This is a genomic window from Bradyrhizobium sp. LVM 105 (genome assembly GCF_003957705.1).
GTDB classification, from domain to species: domain Bacteria; phylum Pseudomonadota; class Alphaproteobacteria; order Rhizobiales; family Xanthobacteraceae; genus Bradyrhizobium; species Bradyrhizobium frederickii.
Genome location: NZ_QZMV01000004.1, coordinates 261,302 through 275,994 on the forward strand (window position 1 = coordinate 261,302; position 14,693 = coordinate 275,994).

15 protein-coding genes are annotated in these 14,693 nt (G+C 64.7%); 8 read left to right on the forward strand and 7 right to left on the reverse strand.

Annotation, left to right across the window (positions count from 1 at the left end):
• Positions 1 to 108: 108 nt before the first annotated feature.
• Positions 109 to 855 carry an outer membrane protein gene (locus tag D6B98_RS13680; RefSeq protein WP_126257525.1) on the reverse strand — a complete coding sequence of 249 codons (747 nt, stop codon included), beginning with the start codon at positions 853 to 855 and terminating at the stop codon, positions 109 to 111.
• A gap of 221 nt (positions 856 to 1,076) precedes the next feature.
• Positions 1,077 to 1,751, reverse strand: coding sequence for an outer membrane protein (locus D6B98_RS13685; RefSeq protein WP_126257526.1), 675 nt, complete (start codon positions 1,749 to 1,751; stop codon positions 1,077 to 1,079).
• Between the two features lie 679 nt (positions 1,752 to 2,430).
• Between D6B98_RS13685 and D6B98_RS13695 the strand changes: the two genes are divergently transcribed.
• The 3 genes from D6B98_RS13695 to gyrA all read left to right on the forward strand — a co-directional run bounded on the left by D6B98_RS13695 (position 2,431) and on the right by gyrA (position 6,433).
• Entirely contained in the window at positions 2,431 to 2,931 is a 501-nt protein-coding gene (locus D6B98_RS13695; protein WP_126257527.1) for a single-stranded DNA-binding protein, read from the forward strand.
• Between the two features lie 189 nt (positions 2,932 to 3,120).
• Complete coding sequence (locus D6B98_RS13700) at positions 3,121 to 3,519, forward strand: DUF2306 domain-containing protein (protein WP_126257528.1); 399 nt, start codon at positions 3,121 to 3,123, stop codon at positions 3,517 to 3,519.
• Positions 3,520 to 3,700: 181 nt separating this feature from the next.
• Positions 3,701 to 6,433, forward strand: coding sequence for a DNA gyrase subunit A (gene gyrA, locus D6B98_RS13705; RefSeq protein ID WP_126257529.1), 2,733 nt, complete (start codon positions 3,701 to 3,703; stop codon positions 6,431 to 6,433).
• A 69-nt stretch (positions 6,434 to 6,502) separates the two neighbouring features.
• On the opposite strand, the gene D6B98_RS13710 is transcribed toward gyrA, so the two are convergent.
• Positions 6,503 to 6,760, reverse strand: coding sequence for a hypothetical protein (locus D6B98_RS13710; protein ID WP_126257530.1), 258 nt, complete (start codon positions 6,758 to 6,760; stop codon positions 6,503 to 6,505).
• A 256-nt stretch (positions 6,761 to 7,016) separates the two neighbouring features.
• On the opposite strand from D6B98_RS13710, the gene coaD reads away from it, so the two are divergent.
• From coaD to queA, 5 genes are all read left to right on the forward strand, one after another.
• The gene (gene coaD, locus D6B98_RS13715) at positions 7,017 to 7,514 is read left to right on the forward strand and encodes a pantetheine-phosphate adenylyltransferase (protein ID WP_126257531.1); all 498 of its coding nucleotides are present in this window, start codon (positions 7,017 to 7,019) and stop codon (positions 7,512 to 7,514) included.
• 36 nt (positions 7,515 to 7,550) lie between these two features.
• The gene (locus tag D6B98_RS13720; RefSeq protein WP_126257532.1) at positions 7,551 to 8,114 is read left to right on the forward strand and encodes a peptidylprolyl isomerase; all 564 of its coding nucleotides are present in this window, start codon (positions 7,551 to 7,553) and stop codon (positions 8,112 to 8,114) included.
• A 9-nt stretch (positions 8,115 to 8,123) separates the two neighbouring features.
• Positions 8,124 to 8,549, forward strand: coding sequence for a UCP034077 family protein (locus tag D6B98_RS13725; protein ID WP_126257533.1), 426 nt, complete (start codon positions 8,124 to 8,126; stop codon positions 8,547 to 8,549).
• Positions 8,546 to 9,010, forward strand: coding sequence for a peptidylprolyl isomerase (locus D6B98_RS13730; protein WP_126257534.1), 465 nt, complete (start codon positions 8,546 to 8,548; stop codon positions 9,008 to 9,010). Before D6B98_RS13725 ends, D6B98_RS13730 begins: the two co-directional genes overlap by 4 nt.
• Before the next feature lie 141 nt (positions 9,011 to 9,151).
• Positions 9,152 to 10,231 (forward strand): tRNA preQ1(34) S-adenosylmethionine ribosyltransferase-isomerase QueA, encoded by a 1,080-nt coding sequence (gene queA, locus D6B98_RS13735; RefSeq protein WP_126257535.1) that lies wholly within the window; start codon positions 9,152 to 9,154, stop codon positions 10,229 to 10,231.
• A gap of 96 nt (positions 10,232 to 10,327) precedes the next feature.
• On the opposite strand, the gene D6B98_RS13740 is transcribed toward queA, so the two are convergent.
• The 4 genes from D6B98_RS13740 to D6B98_RS13755 form a co-directional block, all read right to left on the reverse strand.
• Positions 10,328 to 11,365, reverse strand: coding sequence for an aspartate-semialdehyde dehydrogenase (locus tag D6B98_RS13740; RefSeq protein WP_126257536.1), 1,038 nt, complete (start codon positions 11,363 to 11,365; stop codon positions 10,328 to 10,330).
• 261 nt (positions 11,366 to 11,626) lie between these two features.
• Positions 11,627 to 12,229: a PepSY domain-containing protein gene (locus D6B98_RS13745; RefSeq protein WP_164718583.1), complete on the reverse strand. Its 603-nt coding sequence runs from the start codon at positions 12,227 to 12,229 to the stop codon at positions 11,627 to 11,629.
• Positions 12,230 to 12,479: 250 nt separating this feature from the next.
• Entirely contained in the window at positions 12,480 to 13,226 is a 747-nt protein-coding gene (locus tag D6B98_RS13750; protein WP_126257538.1) for a TetR/AcrR family transcriptional regulator, read from the reverse strand.
• Between the two features lie 128 nt (positions 13,227 to 13,354).
• Complete coding sequence (locus D6B98_RS13755; protein ID WP_126257539.1) at positions 13,355 to 14,563, reverse strand: patatin-like phospholipase family protein; 1,209 nt, start codon at positions 14,561 to 14,563, stop codon at positions 13,355 to 13,357.
• Positions 14,564 to 14,693: the final 130 nt, after the last annotated feature.

A 14,693-nucleotide genomic window follows, 5' to 3' on the forward strand; every position in this document is an offset into this window, starting at 1 on the left:
AGCAGCAGACGTGGAACTGCATGGAACGCGCATGCCCCACAAAGAAGGCCAAGCAAAAAGGCCGGCACGAGGCCGGCCTTTCGTAACGGGAGAGTTGGGAGACGAAGCTCAGTACTTCGCAACCACCGGGCCGCCGAAGGTGTAGTTGAGGCGGACGGTGCCCATATCGACGTCCTGCTTGATCCGGTCGATGCGGTCGTTGACGCCGACAATCGTGAAGGAGTTGTTGCGCTTGCCCATGAACAGATGGGCGTACTCGATCGCCACGGACCAGTTCGGCGCGAAACCAAATTCGAGGCCGGTGCCGACCGCACCACCCCAGCGCGTCTCGCTTGCGCTATCGAAGACGGCGCCGCCCACCAGACCGGTGTATTTGGCGTGCGTGACGGCCGCGCCACCCTTCACATACCAGAGCACGTTGTTCCAGGCATAGCCGACCTGGCCGGTGAAGAGGCCAAGTGCGTCGATCTTGGTCTCGTTGACCAGCGGCGCAAACGTCAGGCTGGTATTTGAGCCTTTCAGATTGGCCCAGTCGCCCTGGGCTTCGAGACCGAAGACCCAGTTGGTCGACTGCCAGCGGTAACCGAGCTGGCCACCGACGACGCCGCCGGTCGCATTGTGACAGCCTTCAGCCGTGTCCGGACCCGGTACGCCAAAGATATTGTTGACGTCCCAGCAGTTGCGGCTCGAAGCGCCACCGCCGTTAATGCCGACGTAGAAACCGCTCCAATTGTACATCGCGATCGGCGCGACCGGAGCCTTGGTGTAGGGGCGAGCCGCCAAATCGGCCGCCGAGGCCGGTGCCAACGCGCTGATTGCGAGCAAACTGGCCGAAGCCAGCAAAAGCTTCCTCATATCCATTCCCCAGTATCCGTCTCTCTTTCTTGCCTTCCGGAATCGGAAGAGCAGCGGACCCTATGACCCAACCGAGCTTTACACCATTGAAGCCAAAGGTTGTGTCACCTGGGGGCCACATCTCTTGAAAAACATCAGCTGGCGATGTGGGTGGACGCGAGACAACAAAAAGGCCGGCGCGAGGCCGGCCTTTCGTAACGCGAGGAGCGTTGCAGCGAAGCTTAGTACTTGGCGACGACCGGGCCGCCGAAGTGATAGTTCACGCCGACCTGCACGGTGTGGAAGTTGATCGTGCCGGAGGCCAGCGGGGCACCGAGGTTCGAGAAGTAGTCCTCGCTGCCGAGGCTGCGATAGAGGTACTCGCCCTTGACCGACCACTGCGGAGCGAAGAACGCCTCGACGCCGGCACCGACGGTCCAGCCGGAGTGCCACTTGCTGTCCGACACGGACGCGCCCAGTGCGGAGACGGTGATCTTGTTGTCGATCCAGGCGTAACCACCGGTGCCGTAGAGCAGGATGTTGTTGACGGCCCAGCCGATGCGACCGCGCACGGTGCCGAGTGCGTCGGTCTTGGACGCCACGGTGACCCCGAGCGCCGTCGCCGAAGCGTTCACGTCAGCCCAGGCGCCATCGGCCTCGATGCCGAACACGACGTTGCCGGTCTGCCAGTTGTAGCCGGCGGTGCCGCCGACGAAACCACCCTGCATCTTCGGGTCACCCGAAGAGGCTTCCCAGGCGCCGCCGCCGACGATACCGAGATAGAAACCGGTCCAGTTGTAGACGGAAGCCAGCGGAGCGACCGGCGCCTTGGTGTAGGGGCGAGCCGCGAGATCAGCAGCCGAAGCGGGGGCCGCCAGAGCGAACAAACAGGCCGAAGCCAACAAAGCCTTTTTCATTTTCAACTTAATCCCAGTCCCAGTTTCTGTTGTTGCCTTCCTTGACGGAAGGGCATCGGACTCAAACGGCCCAACTGGGCGGTGCTTACACCACTGAAGCCGCAAGTTGTGTCTCCGAAAAGCCACAGCGGTCGAAAAGGTGATGGTTACTGACTCATTGCGTCGGTGAACCCTGCCGCCAAACGACAAAGGCCGGTGCGAGGCCGGCCTTCAATCATCGAACAATATCAGATGGATATCAGTATTTTACGATCAGCGGACCGCCCCAGCGGTAGTTCACCCGGATCAGGGCGATTCGACGTCCTGGCTGATACGCTCGGAGCGTGTAACAGCGCCAAGCGGGGCCGCCGGGAGGTTGCCCGAGCCGGTGAAAGTCATGGTGCGATTGCCGAGGAAGATGTGGTCGTACGCGAAGCCCACCGTCCAGCCTCGCAGGGTTCCCTTCGGCGGAACATTCCTGGGCGCCGGCGCGCTGAGTTGGCACGATCTGTTTCGGTGCACCGGCAGGAAGAACAAATCTGGAACGTTGCGGAGGTCGATGCTATATGTGGGGATAACCTTGGGGGTGATGGGCTGAGCGGCGCCCGCGAGCGTATAGGGTCGCCCCAACAGGGCGCAGAGGAACGCGGGCAGCGCGCTCGGCCTTTGAAATCAGTGGCATTCGGAGTGGAGAGCGGCGATGGCGGGAAGCGTCAACAAGGTCATTCTGGTTGGAAATCTCGGCAAGGATCCTGAAATCCGCCGCACCCAGGACGGGCGGCCGATTGCGAATTTGAGCATCGCGACATCGGAAACCTGGCGCGACAAGAATACTGGCGAGCGCAAGGAGAAGACCGAGTGGCATCGCGTCGTGATCTTCAACGAAGGGCTCTGCAAGGTCGCCGAGCAATATCTGAAGAAGGGCGCGAAGGTTTACATCGAGGGGGCGCTCCAGACCCGCAAATGGACCGACCAGAGCGGCGTCGAGAAATATTCCACCGAGGTTGTGCTCCAGGGCTTCAACTCGACCCTGACGATGCTCGATGGCCGCAGTGGCGGCGGCGGAGGCGGCAGCTTCGGTGACGAGCCGGGCGGCGATTTCGGCTCCTCCGGCCCGGTCAGCAGCGCGCCGCGCCGTCCCGTTGCCGCCGGCGGCGGCGGCGGCCGCAACAGCGACATGGACGACGATATCCCGTTCTAACGCTGGGGAGGAGACGGTTCGGTCCGGGACAGGAAACGGCGGATCCGGCTTTCGAGGATCCGAACCAAGACGAGATCCATGAATTCATGGTCGGCGGGAATGTCGGGGCAGCTGACCCGTTGGCCGCTCGGACTGGAGCAGAACTTCTAGTTGCCTGCCCGGCTTCGGCCAATCCGGAGAACGCGCCCCTTGAGCCTCGCACAGCTGCTTGATGCCGCTCCGCCGATCCCGCTGCATGCCTTCGCCGCCATGGCTGCGTTCTTCCTCGGGGCGATCCAACTCGTCGCTCCCAAGGGAAGGCTGCCACATCGGGCTCTGGGCTGGCTTTGGGTAGCACTAATGCTTGTCGTGGCGCTCAGCTCGTTCTGGATCCACGAGATTCGTCTGGTCGGGCCGTGGAGTCCGATCCATCTGCTATCGATCTTCACGCTGGCGACGCTGGTGCTCGGTGTGATGGCTGCGCGAACCCACAATGTCCGCCGCCACAGGATCACGATGATCTCGATCTTCTTCGGCGCACTCGTAGTTGCCGGGCTGTTCACGTTCATGCCCGGACGGATCATGCATACGGTGATTTTCGGGTCGTAGCGGCGGCCAGAACCGGCGCCCCCGGCGCGGGGCTGCCGGAGCGCGGAAACTGCTTCCGGCTTACCCTGTAAGTGCATGAAAAAACGAAGGGAAAAAGCGCTTTCGCGAACCCCTGCGAGGGTGGTTATCCGCCCCCCGATGCGCTATATGATTCCCAGACAAAAACTCACCGGATTCCCCCTTGGCTGACGACGACAACAAGCCCGGCGACCAGCCGGCGCAACCCTCGGACATTCGCCCCGTCTCCATCTTCGAGGAGATGAAGAAGTCCTATCTCGACTACGCCATGAGCGTGATCGTGGCGCGGGCGCTGCCCGATGCCCGCGACGGTCTGAAGCCGGTGCACCGCCGCATCCTGTTCTCGATGAACGAGCAGGGGCACACGCCCGACAAGAAATACGTCAAGTCCGCCCGCGTGGTCGGTGACGTCATCGGTAAGTATCATCCACACGGCGATCAGTCGATCTACGACGCCATGGTCCGGATGGCGCAGGACTTCTCGATGCGCGTGCCGCTGATCGACGGCCAAGGCAATTTCGGCTCGGTCGACGGCGATCCCCCTGCTGCCTATCGTTACACCGAAGCGCGCCTGACGAAGGCGGCGTTGGCCCTGTTGGCCGACATCGACAAGGACACCGTCGACTTCCAGCCCAACTACGACAACAACGAGACCGAACCGTCGGTCTTGCCGGCCAAGTTCCCGAACCTTCTCGTCAACGGTGCGGGCGGCATCGCGGTCGGCATGGCCACCAACATCCCGCCGCACAATCTCGGCGAGGTCATCGACGCCTGCGTCGCGCTGATCGACAACCCCGCGCTCACCATCGACGAGCTCATTAACATCGTGCCGGGACCGGACTTCCCGACCGGCGGTGTCATCCTCGGACGGCAGGGCATCCGCTCTGCCTATCACCTCGGCCGCGGCTCGATCGTGATGCGCGGCAAGGTCGCGATCGAGACCATCCGCAAGGAGCGCGAGGCGATCATCATCACCGAGATTCCCTACCAGGTGAACAAGGCGACGATGGTCGAGCGCATCGCCGAGCTGGTCAAGGAAAAGAAGATCGAGGGTATCGGCGACCTGCGCGATGAATCGGACCGCGACGGCTACCGCGTCGTCATCGAGTTGAAGCGTGACGCCGTGCCGGATGTGGTGCTGAACCAGCTCTACAGATTCACGCCGCTGCAGACCAGCTTCGGCGTCAACATGGTGGCGCTCGACAGCGGCCGTCCGCGGATCATGCATCTGAAGGACCTGCTGACCATCTTCGTCGACTTCCGCGAGCGGGTCGTCACGCGGCGCACCAAGTACCTGCTGGCCAAGGCGCGTGATCGCGCCCATATCCTCGTTGGTCTCGCGATCGCGGTCGCCAATATCGACGAGATGATCCGCGTGATCCGGACCTCGCCCGACCCGACCGCTGCGCGCGACACCCTGATGTCGCGCGACTGGCCGGCCCGGGACGTCGAGGACATGCTGACGCTGATCGACGATCCGCGCCATCGCATCAGCGCGGATGGCACGATCCGGCTGTCGATGGAACAGGCGAGGGCCATCCTCGACCTGCGCCTTCAGCGCCTCACCGCACTCGGCCGTGACGAAATCCGCGAGGAGCTCGACAAGCTCGCCGGCGAGATCGCCGACTATCTCGACATCCTGCGCTCGCGCGAACGCGTGCTCGGCATCATCAAGACCGAGCTCGCCGAAGTGAAGGCCGAGTTCGCCACGCCGCGCCGCACCGTTATCATCGAGCAGGAGGGTGAGGTCGAGGATGAGGACCTGATCCAGCGCGAGGACATGGTCGTCACCGTCTCGCACGCCGGTTACGTCAAGCGCGTGCCGCTGTCGGCCTACCGCGCCCAGCGCCGCGGCGGCAAGGGCCGCTCCGGCATGCAGACCCGCGACGAGGATTTCGTCAGCCGCCTGTTCGTGGCCTCCACGCACACGCCGGTGCTGTTCTTCTCCTCGCGCGGCCAAGTCTACAAGGAGAAGGTCTGGCGTCTGCCGGTGGCCGCGCCGAACGGGCGCGGCAAGGCGCTGATCAACATCCTGCCGCTGGAGCAGGGTGAGCGCATCACCACCATCATGCCGCTGCCGGAGGACGAATCGACCTGGGGCAACCTCGACGTGATGTTCGCCACGACAGGCGGCAACGTCCGGCGCAACAAGCTGTCGGACTTCGTCGACGTCCGCCGCTCCGGCATCATCGCGATGAAGCTCGACGACAACGAGGCGATCGTCGACGTGCAGATCTGCACCGAGCGCGACGACGTGCTGCTGACCGCCGCCGGCGGCCAGTGCATCCGCTTCCCCGTCACCGACGTGCGCGTGTTCACCGGACGCACCTCGATGGGCGTGCGCGGCATCGCGCTCGCCGATTCCGACAAGGTGATTTCGCTGGCGATCCTGCGCCACGTCGAGACCACCTCGGACGAGCGCTCGGCCTATTTGAAGATGCGCCGCGCGGTCGCCGGCGAAGCCGGGGCCGAAGAGGCCGCCGTGGATGCCGAGGCCGAGGAGACGTCCGGCAGCTTCCAGCTCGCCCAGGAACGTTACGCCGAGATGTCGGCCCAGGAGCAGGTCGTGCTCACCGTGTCGGTCAACGGCTACGGCAAGCGGACCTCGTCCTACGAATACCGCACCACGGGACGCGGCGGCAAAGGCATCGTCGCCATGAGCGTCAACAACCGCAACGGCAACCTGGTTGCCTCGTTCCCGGTCGAGGACGCCGATCAGATCATGCTGGTCACCGACAAGGGCCAGCTGATCCGCTGCCCGGTCGAAGGCATCCGCATCGCCGGCCGCTCGACGCAAGGCGTCATCGTGTTCGACACGGCCGAGGACGAGCACGTGGTGTCTGTCGAGCACATCACGGAAGAGGCGGAGAGCGGCAACGGGACGAACGGCGAATAGGGAGTAGCGACCAGGACTTGCTGCCCGATTCGCTGTTCGCCGCTCATCATTCGAACCTGACAGGCCCGACTACGGGGTCCGATTGGCGGTCACGAGGCGCGCCTCGCGGATCGTGGCCTTGGTGCCGGCCTTGCGCAGGCACGAGGCCTCGAAATTGGGCCACGCCTGCTGCGAGCAGTCCTTGCCGATGGCGCGGATATCGAGCCGGTCGCTCTTGGCCAGCGGCTGCGGCACGCTGGCTTCGACCGCCGGGGCAAAGCCGGGCAGGAGCGTGAGGGCTGCGGCAACACACGCAGAGAGTGCGATCGCTGAAAGAGTCTTGATCATTGACAGTCCCCTGTGATGCGGCCGCCTACGCCCAGTGTGCGGCCCGTCATTCGTTGGCCGGATTAGTAACCATGGCCAGTTTCCGGACGTCTTCGCCGGCGCGGGAAATGGTTTCGTCTCGGCCCCCGTTTGTTTCGTGACTACGCTCAGGACGAAACAAACCGGCCATTCCCGACAGGGCCGGCCGGATATTGCCGGAAACGGCCGGGAACCGGCCCGGCTTGCCGGGCCGGGCCGGGCGCGGTAGGAGGGGGCTATGCCGCGTATCGCCTTCTATCCCGGTTCCTTCGACCCCATCACCAACGGCCATCTGGACGTGGTCCGGCACAGCGTGTCGCTGTGCGATAAGCTCGTGGTCGCGATCGGGGTCCATCCCGGCAAGAAGCCGCTGTTCTCGACCGAGGAGCGGCTCAAGATGCTCCATGACGTCTGCGGGCCGGTGGCGGCCAAGGCCGGCTGCGTGCTCGAAGCCGTGACGTTTGACGATCTGTCGGTGACGTCGGCGCGCAAGCACGGCGCGACCATCATGATTCGGGGCCTGCGGGACGGCAGCGACCTCGACTACGAGATGCAGCTCGCCGGCATGAACGAGGCGATGGCGCCGGAGGTGCACACGGTCTTCCTGCCGGCCTCGCCGATGGTCCGCCCGATCACCGCCACTTTGGTGCGCCAGATCGCCGGCATGGGCGGGGACGTTTCGACCTTCGTCCCGCCGATTGTCGCGGCCCAGCTCAAGGCAAAATTCGCCGGATAACGGCGCGCGTCCTCTTCCCTCTGATCCGGAGTTGTCATGATCCGAATTCTCGCAGTCCTTGCCGCGCTTCTGCTCGCGGTGCCGGCCGTGGCGCAGCAATTGCCGGCCAACCTCGACAAGGCCAACGCTATCGTCATCGACAGCACCAAGGGCCGCATCGTCATCAAGCTGCGCACCGATATCGCGCCTCAGCATGCCGAGCGCATCAAGCAGCTCGCGCGCGAGGGCTACTACAACAACGTGCCGTTCCACCGCGTCATGGACGGCTTCATGGCGCAGACCGGCGACGGCCAGAACTTCAACGGCACCGGCGGCTCGAAATATCCGAACCTGAAGCAGGAATTCTCCAAGGTGCATTTTGCCCGCGGCATCGTCGGCATGGCCCGGCGCGGCGACAGCGTCGACAGCGCCAACTCGCAGTTCTTCATCATGTTCGCCGACGGCGGCAGCCTCGATGGCCAGTACACCGTGATCGGCGAGGTCGTGCAGGGCATGGACGTCGTCGACAAGCTGAAGAAGGCTCCGCCCGGCTCCGCCGGCGGTGCCGTGACCGATCCCGACAAGATGGTGAAGGTGCAGGTCGCCTCCGACATCAAGTAGGAGGCGGCGATGGCGCGCTGTGGCGACAAGCTCGTGCTGGTTGCCGCGGTGCTGCTGCTCGGCACCTCGGGCGCGGCCGCCGAGGATCGGCAGGTCAACACCATCCAGGACGTGTTCCGGCACTTGCGTACCTGCTGGCGACCGCCGCCCGCCACCAAGGCCCGCCCACTCGACATCACCGTCGTCGTGAGCTTTAACCGGTCCGGCGACATTCTGGGCCATCCAAGGATCACCTATGAATCCGCGGAGGCCTCCGACAATGACCGGCTGCAATACCGGATCGCGGTGATGGAGGCGTTGCAACGCTGCACGCCGGTGCCATTTACCGAAGCAATGGCCGGCGCCGCCGCGGGACGTCCATTCGCGATCCAGTTCCGTAACCGCAAAACGTCACCTGACAAGACTTCACCCCCAACGCAAGAGAGACGAGCATGAGCGTCACCGAAAACACCCTGATCCTCGAAACCACGCAGGGCCCCGTCACCATCGAGATGCGCCCCGACCTCGCACCCGGCCACGTCGCCCGCATCAAGGAACTGGTCCGTGAGGGCTTCTACGACGGCATCGTGTTCCACCGCGTGATCGAGGGCTTCATGGCGCAGACCGGCTGCCCGCAGGGCACCGGCACCGGCGGCTCCGGCAAGAAGCTGAAGGCCGAGTTCAACAAGGAGCCGCATGTGCGCGGCACCGCCTCGATGGCGCGCGCCGCCAATCCCGATTCCGGCGACAGCCAGTTCTTCATCTGCTTCGACGACGCACGCTTCCTCGACAACCAGTACACGGTGTGGGGCAAGGTCACCGAGGGCATGGAGAATGTCGACAAGATCAAGCGCGGCGAGCCGGTGCAGAACCCCGACAAGATCGTCAAGGCGCGGATGGCCGCGGACAAGGAATAAGTCCATCCCCTCATGGTGAGGAGGCGCGCAGCGCCGTCTCGAACCATGAAGGCCGAGCTGCCGCAGCGGGGCCTTCATCCTTCGAGACGCGCGTTCCGCGCTCCTCAGGATGAGGAATGACTATGTGGCGCTGACTCCGACATGCGCACCGATCTGTTCGATTTCGACCTGCCCGCCGAGCGCATCGCGTTGCGCCCGGCAAGTCCGCGCGACTCCGCCAAGATGCTGGTCGTGGAAAACGGTGCGCTGCGCGACCAGAGCGTCGCCGACCTGCCGTCATGGCTGAAGGCGGGCGACCAGCTCGTCGTTAACGACACCAAGGTGATCGCGGCGCAGCTGAAGGGCCGCCGCATCGGCCGCGAGACCGAACCCCGAATCGAGGCGACGCTGATCAAGCGGCTCGACGGCTCGCGCTGGCAGGCGCTGGTGAAGCCCGCCAAGAAGCTCGCCGCCGGCGACCGCATCCGCTTCGGCAATGAAGGCAAGGTCTGCCTGCTCGGCCATCTCGACGCCGAGGTCGAGGCCAAGGGCACCGAGGGCGAGGTCTCGTTGTCGTTGTCGTTCTCGTTCCATGGCCCGGCGCTGGACCAGGCCATCGCCGATCTCGGCAGCCCGCCGCTGCCGCCCTACATCGCCTCCAAGCGCACGCCCGACGATCAGGACCTCGCCGACTACCAGACCATGTTCGCGGTGAACGAAGGCGCGGTCGCAGCGCCGACCGCCGGGCTGCATTTCACCCCGGCGCTGGAGCAGGCGCTGCGCGCGCGCGGCGTCGGCATCAACCAGGTCACGCTGCATGTCGGGGCAGGGACGTTCCTGCCGGTGAAGGTCGACGACACCGAATCCCACAAGATGCACGCCGAGTGGGGCACGATCTCGGCGGAGACGGCGGAGCGCCTCAACAGCGCCCGAAAAAATGGCGGCCGCATCATCGCCGTCGGCACCACGTCTTTGCGCCTGCTCGAGAGCGCAGCGCGCGAGGACGGCACGATCCAGCCCTTCGCGGCCGAGACCGCGATCTTCATCACGCCCGGTTATCGCTTCCGCGCCGTCGATGTCCTGATGACCAATTTCCACCTGCCGAAGTCGACGCTGTTCATGCTGGTGTCGGCATTCTCCGGCCTGGCGACGATGAAGGCAGCCTATGCGCACGCCATCGCCAATGGGTATCGGTTTTATTCGTATGGGGATGCGTGTCTGCTGTTTCGGGCAGTGCCGTAGGGTGGGTTAGCCGTAAGGCGTAACCCACCACTATCGATCTCCGCGGAAGCGGAAAAGGTGGATTACGCCTTCGGCTAATCCACCCTACGCACCTTGCTACGCCATCACCCGCTGCGGCAGGAGCTCGGCGATCTGCACCGCGTTCAGCGCGGCGCCCTTGAGCAGCTGATCGGCCGCCACGAACATCGAGATCGAATGCCCGCTGGCGTCGCTGAGATCCTTGCGGATGCGGCCGACCAGGACGTCGTCCTGGCCCGAGGCGTCGATCGGCATCGGGAAGTAGTTCTTCACGCGATCGTCGACCACCTTCACGCCGGGCGCCTGCGCCATGATGGCGCGGACCTGGTCTTCGCTGATCGGCTTCTCGCATTCGAAGGTGATGGCCTCGCAATGGGCGCGCAGCACCGGCACGCGCACGCAGGTGACGCCGACCGCGATGGTGTCGTCCTCGAAGATCTTGCGGGTCTCCTTGATGACCTTGGTCTCTTCGTCGTTGTAGCCGGTGTCGGGGTCGACGGCCGTATTGTGGTTGAAGAGGTTGAAGGCGTAGGGATGTGGCATCACCTTCGGCGTATAGAGCTGCCCGTTGAGATTGGCGCGGGTGGATTCGACCAGCTCCTCCATCGCGGCGGCGCCGGCGCCCGAGGCGGCCTGGTAGGTCGAGATAATGACGCGCTTGATGCGGTTCTTCTGGTGGATCGGCCACAACGGCACCAGCGCGGTGATCGCCGCGCAGTTCGGATTGGCAATGATGCCCTTGTGGTCGCGGATGCGGCTGGCGTTGATCTCGGGGATCACCAGCGGCACGTTCGGGTCCATGCGGAACGCGGAGGAGTTGTCGACCACGACCGCGCCAGCCTTGACCGCGATCGGCGCATACTTCTTCGAGATGCTGCCGCCGGCGGAGAACAGGGCGATATCGACACCTTCGAAGGACCGCTCGGTCAGCTCCTCGATCACGACCGGCTGGCCGCGGAACGATACCGTCTTGCCGGCCGAGCGGGCGCTGGCGAGCGCCTTGAGCTTGCCGACGCGAAAGCCGCGCTTGTCCATGGTGGCGATGAATTCGGCGCCCACCGCACCGGTGACGCCGACAATCGCGACGACGGGATCGTTACTCACTTTGTCCTCCATTGAGATTTGCGAATGAGACAACAAAAAAGCCCCGGACCATCGAGGGCGGGGCTTCGGTAGAGCTGATGCGTTCCAGTCGACGACTACGCGCGCACGCCTCCCCGGGCCCCTGAGGCCGTGGTGGTTTTGGTCGTGCGTTTGGTGGTCGTGAACATGGCGGCGACTTATGCGGGAGAGTCTTGCGGTCGTCAATGGCTTTTCGCCCCGGTCGATGCCGGGGGCGAACCCTGCCGCTATCGGGCAGCCGCTATTTCGCAGCCGCTACTTTGCCCTGGCGCCCGGGGGCTCCAGGATGACCTCCTTGAGGTCGTCGCCGCTGATCACGACGATCGCGAAACTGAGCCGGCCGCGTTCGCGCACGAGGCCGCCGCTGATCGCCTTGCCCGAGGCCGCGCGCTCGGCAACACGCACGGCATCCGCGAGGCGGTGCCTGATCGCACCAAGTGCTGCAAGGTTGTTGCGGTCGTCGTGGTCGAGCTCGGCGAGGGGCAGGGCTGCTTCCCCGCCGACGAGTTCGCCCGTCGCAGCGTTGATGGTGTGGCGCCAGATCCGGTCGTTGTGCAGGGTCTTGACCCGATACACCGCGACGCCGGAGCCGCCGTCAAAACTCACATCTGCGGTGGTGGCGCCGGCGTGGCGGGCTTCGGCGATCGCCATGGCCTGGCTGATCGAGATCGACGAGCTGCGGAAGCGCTCGATCTCGCGGCTGACGGCCTGGCGGTCTGCCTCGGCATCACCATCTGTGTCGCTGTGAAGCGCGGTCGGTGTGCCCGCGATCACGGTCGCCTGCAACGGTGCGACGAGGAGCAGCGCGGGCAAGGCGATCGCGAGCAGTTGCAAGGTCCGTCGTCTGGCTGTCGTCATGTGCGAAACCTTCGGCCTGCGAGTGTGCCGGATGAACGTAAAGAATTCGCGGCCGGCCCCGGGCAAAGGCCGGCCGCCGAACGCCGCGGCGGGCTGTACCTGCCGTGGCGATCGAATCGGTCCGGACCTCCTTGGGGCTGGCTTAAAAGCGGCCCGTACCGACTTATAACTAAACCATACCGTATCGTTTTGTTTTGGTCAATGCCGTTGCGGCGGCCCCTTAGGGAAAGAGCGCGCGTTCACGGAATCGTCAGCGGGAGGAGCGGCGCCGCGCCGGGCCCTTTGCGGCGTCCCGGACCCGGTCGGCAGGACCCAGCGCGCCGGCAAGGAACAGCTTGATCGCGATGCGCATGCGCTTCTCGGCCGATTTCGGCTCGAGGGCCGTTCCGAAGGTCGCCATGCGGTGGGTGTGTCCGACGACCACGTCGAGAAACACCTCGGCCGCAATGGTGGTGTCCTCGACGTCGAGCGCGCCTTGCGCAACCAGATGATCGAAGAAGCGCGCAGTGGTGGCAACGGCCTTGAGCCAGCCTTCCTCCTTGCCGAGCTTGGCGACGTCGGGGAAGTTGATAGCCTGTGACGTCATCATGCGGCTGAAGGCGACGGCGTCGGGACCGCAGGTGAATGAGAGCATCTCGCGCCCGATCTCGACCAGCCGCTGCTCGACCGAGATGTCGGCGGCACTGCTCAGCTGGGTCTCTGCCGCGGCCGACAGCGGCGCAAGCCAGCGCGCAATCTCGCGCCTCAGCACGGCGGCAAACAGGCCGCGCTTGTCGCCGTAGCGGGAATAGACGGTGGGCTTGCTCACCCGGGCCGCTTCCGCGACCGCGTCGAGCGAGGTCGCGTCGAAACCGCGATCCAGGAACAGGCGGGTGGCGACCTCGATCAGCCGCTGGTCGCGCTCGATGGCGGCGGTCTTGGTCGGCCGGCCGCCGCGGGATTTCGGCACCTCGCGCCGCGGCGCTGCCGGTCTCGTCCTGGTCGCAGTCAATCCCATGCCCAATGATTCCTGCGCGTTTCTGACGTTCGTCATTCGCTCTATATCGCGCAGGAGCCGGGGCGTCATCGCGAATCTGGCCGAATTGGCCGTATCGTCAACGGTTTCAGCGGTTCCGTCATCGATTCTCACGGCAGCGCCGAGCTCCAGGCCTGGCCGGACGCGGCCTTGTCATATCCGTATTGATAGAGCGCCCGCATATAGGCGGTGTCGAACCCTTCCGACGGCGGCGCCGGATAGTCGCGCGCGATGTAGGAGAGATGAAAGCCGAGACGGTTGCGCCTCGCGAAATCATAGGTCGAGAAGATGATCGAGCGCGTCTGCGACTGGGTGATCGCCGACAGGCTGCGCGAGGCGACGTCGATGGTGCCGTTGGAGACGAGCTCGAAATTGCGCTCGATCTTCTTGTTGACGAGGATGTAGATGTCAAATTTCGCACTACCCGGCAGCCGGCTGCCCTGGAACAGCAGGGCTTCCGGCAGCGTCAGCACCGGCGCGGTCACGCCGCCGTCGACATGCATCTCCTGAAACTTGCGGCCCTGGCCCTCGGCGTCGATCATGATCGGCGGAAACACCAGGGGAATGCTGGCGGAGGCCGCCATCACGTCGCGAAACAGCTTGAGCGCCTCGGGCGTGCCGACGGCGGCGATCTTGCCCATGTCCCAGATCGCGGTACGCTGGGTGTCGAGATCGGTCGTCACGATCAGCAGCTTTCGTCCCTTGGTGTTTTCGCGCGCGACCTGGGCCAGAATCTCCGGCCCGACATAGCGTGCGACCAGCTCGCGCAGCCGCGTGTTGCCGAACAGGCCGGATCCGAACAGCACGCGCACGATGCTGGGATCGTTGAGGAGGCTCTCCGCGATGCCGGAGGTGTAGACGTCCTTCAGGGTGTCGTCATATTGCGGGCCGAGGAACGCGAACGGCGCGATCAGGCCGCCGGTGCTGACGCCCGAGACGACGGAGAAGGTGGGGCGGGTTCTGGCCGCGGTCCAGCCGTTGAGCACGCCGACGCCGTAGGCGCCATCGGCGCCGCCGCCGGAGAGCGCCAGATAGGATCTCGTCGCGGTGCTGATGTTCTTGTCGAAGCTGAATTTCGTGACGGGGTCGTCGGCGTAGCGCCTGAGGCCATCGATCTCGAGCACGCGCGATACGCTGGCTTCATTGGCCGTATAGGGCGTGCGGGGCATGGAGGTGCAGGCGGCGAGCGCCAGGCTGCACGTCAGGACCAGGATTCCGGTCAGGCGGCCGGTTGTGTGCCTGATCCGGTCGTGCGGGCGGCCGGAGAGGTCAGTCGAACAGGAAGGAAGCGGCATTGTCGGTGGCTGGCGATCACGCATTTGGCGCCGCCGGCACATTCTTGCCGCGGCACCTCGTCCAGCCCTTGGTAAAACTACACTGTTTCGTTTTGTTTAACAAGGCTGGCAGCGGGAATAATCGGCTCGATTTTGTCCCAGTCTGAGGCACCGT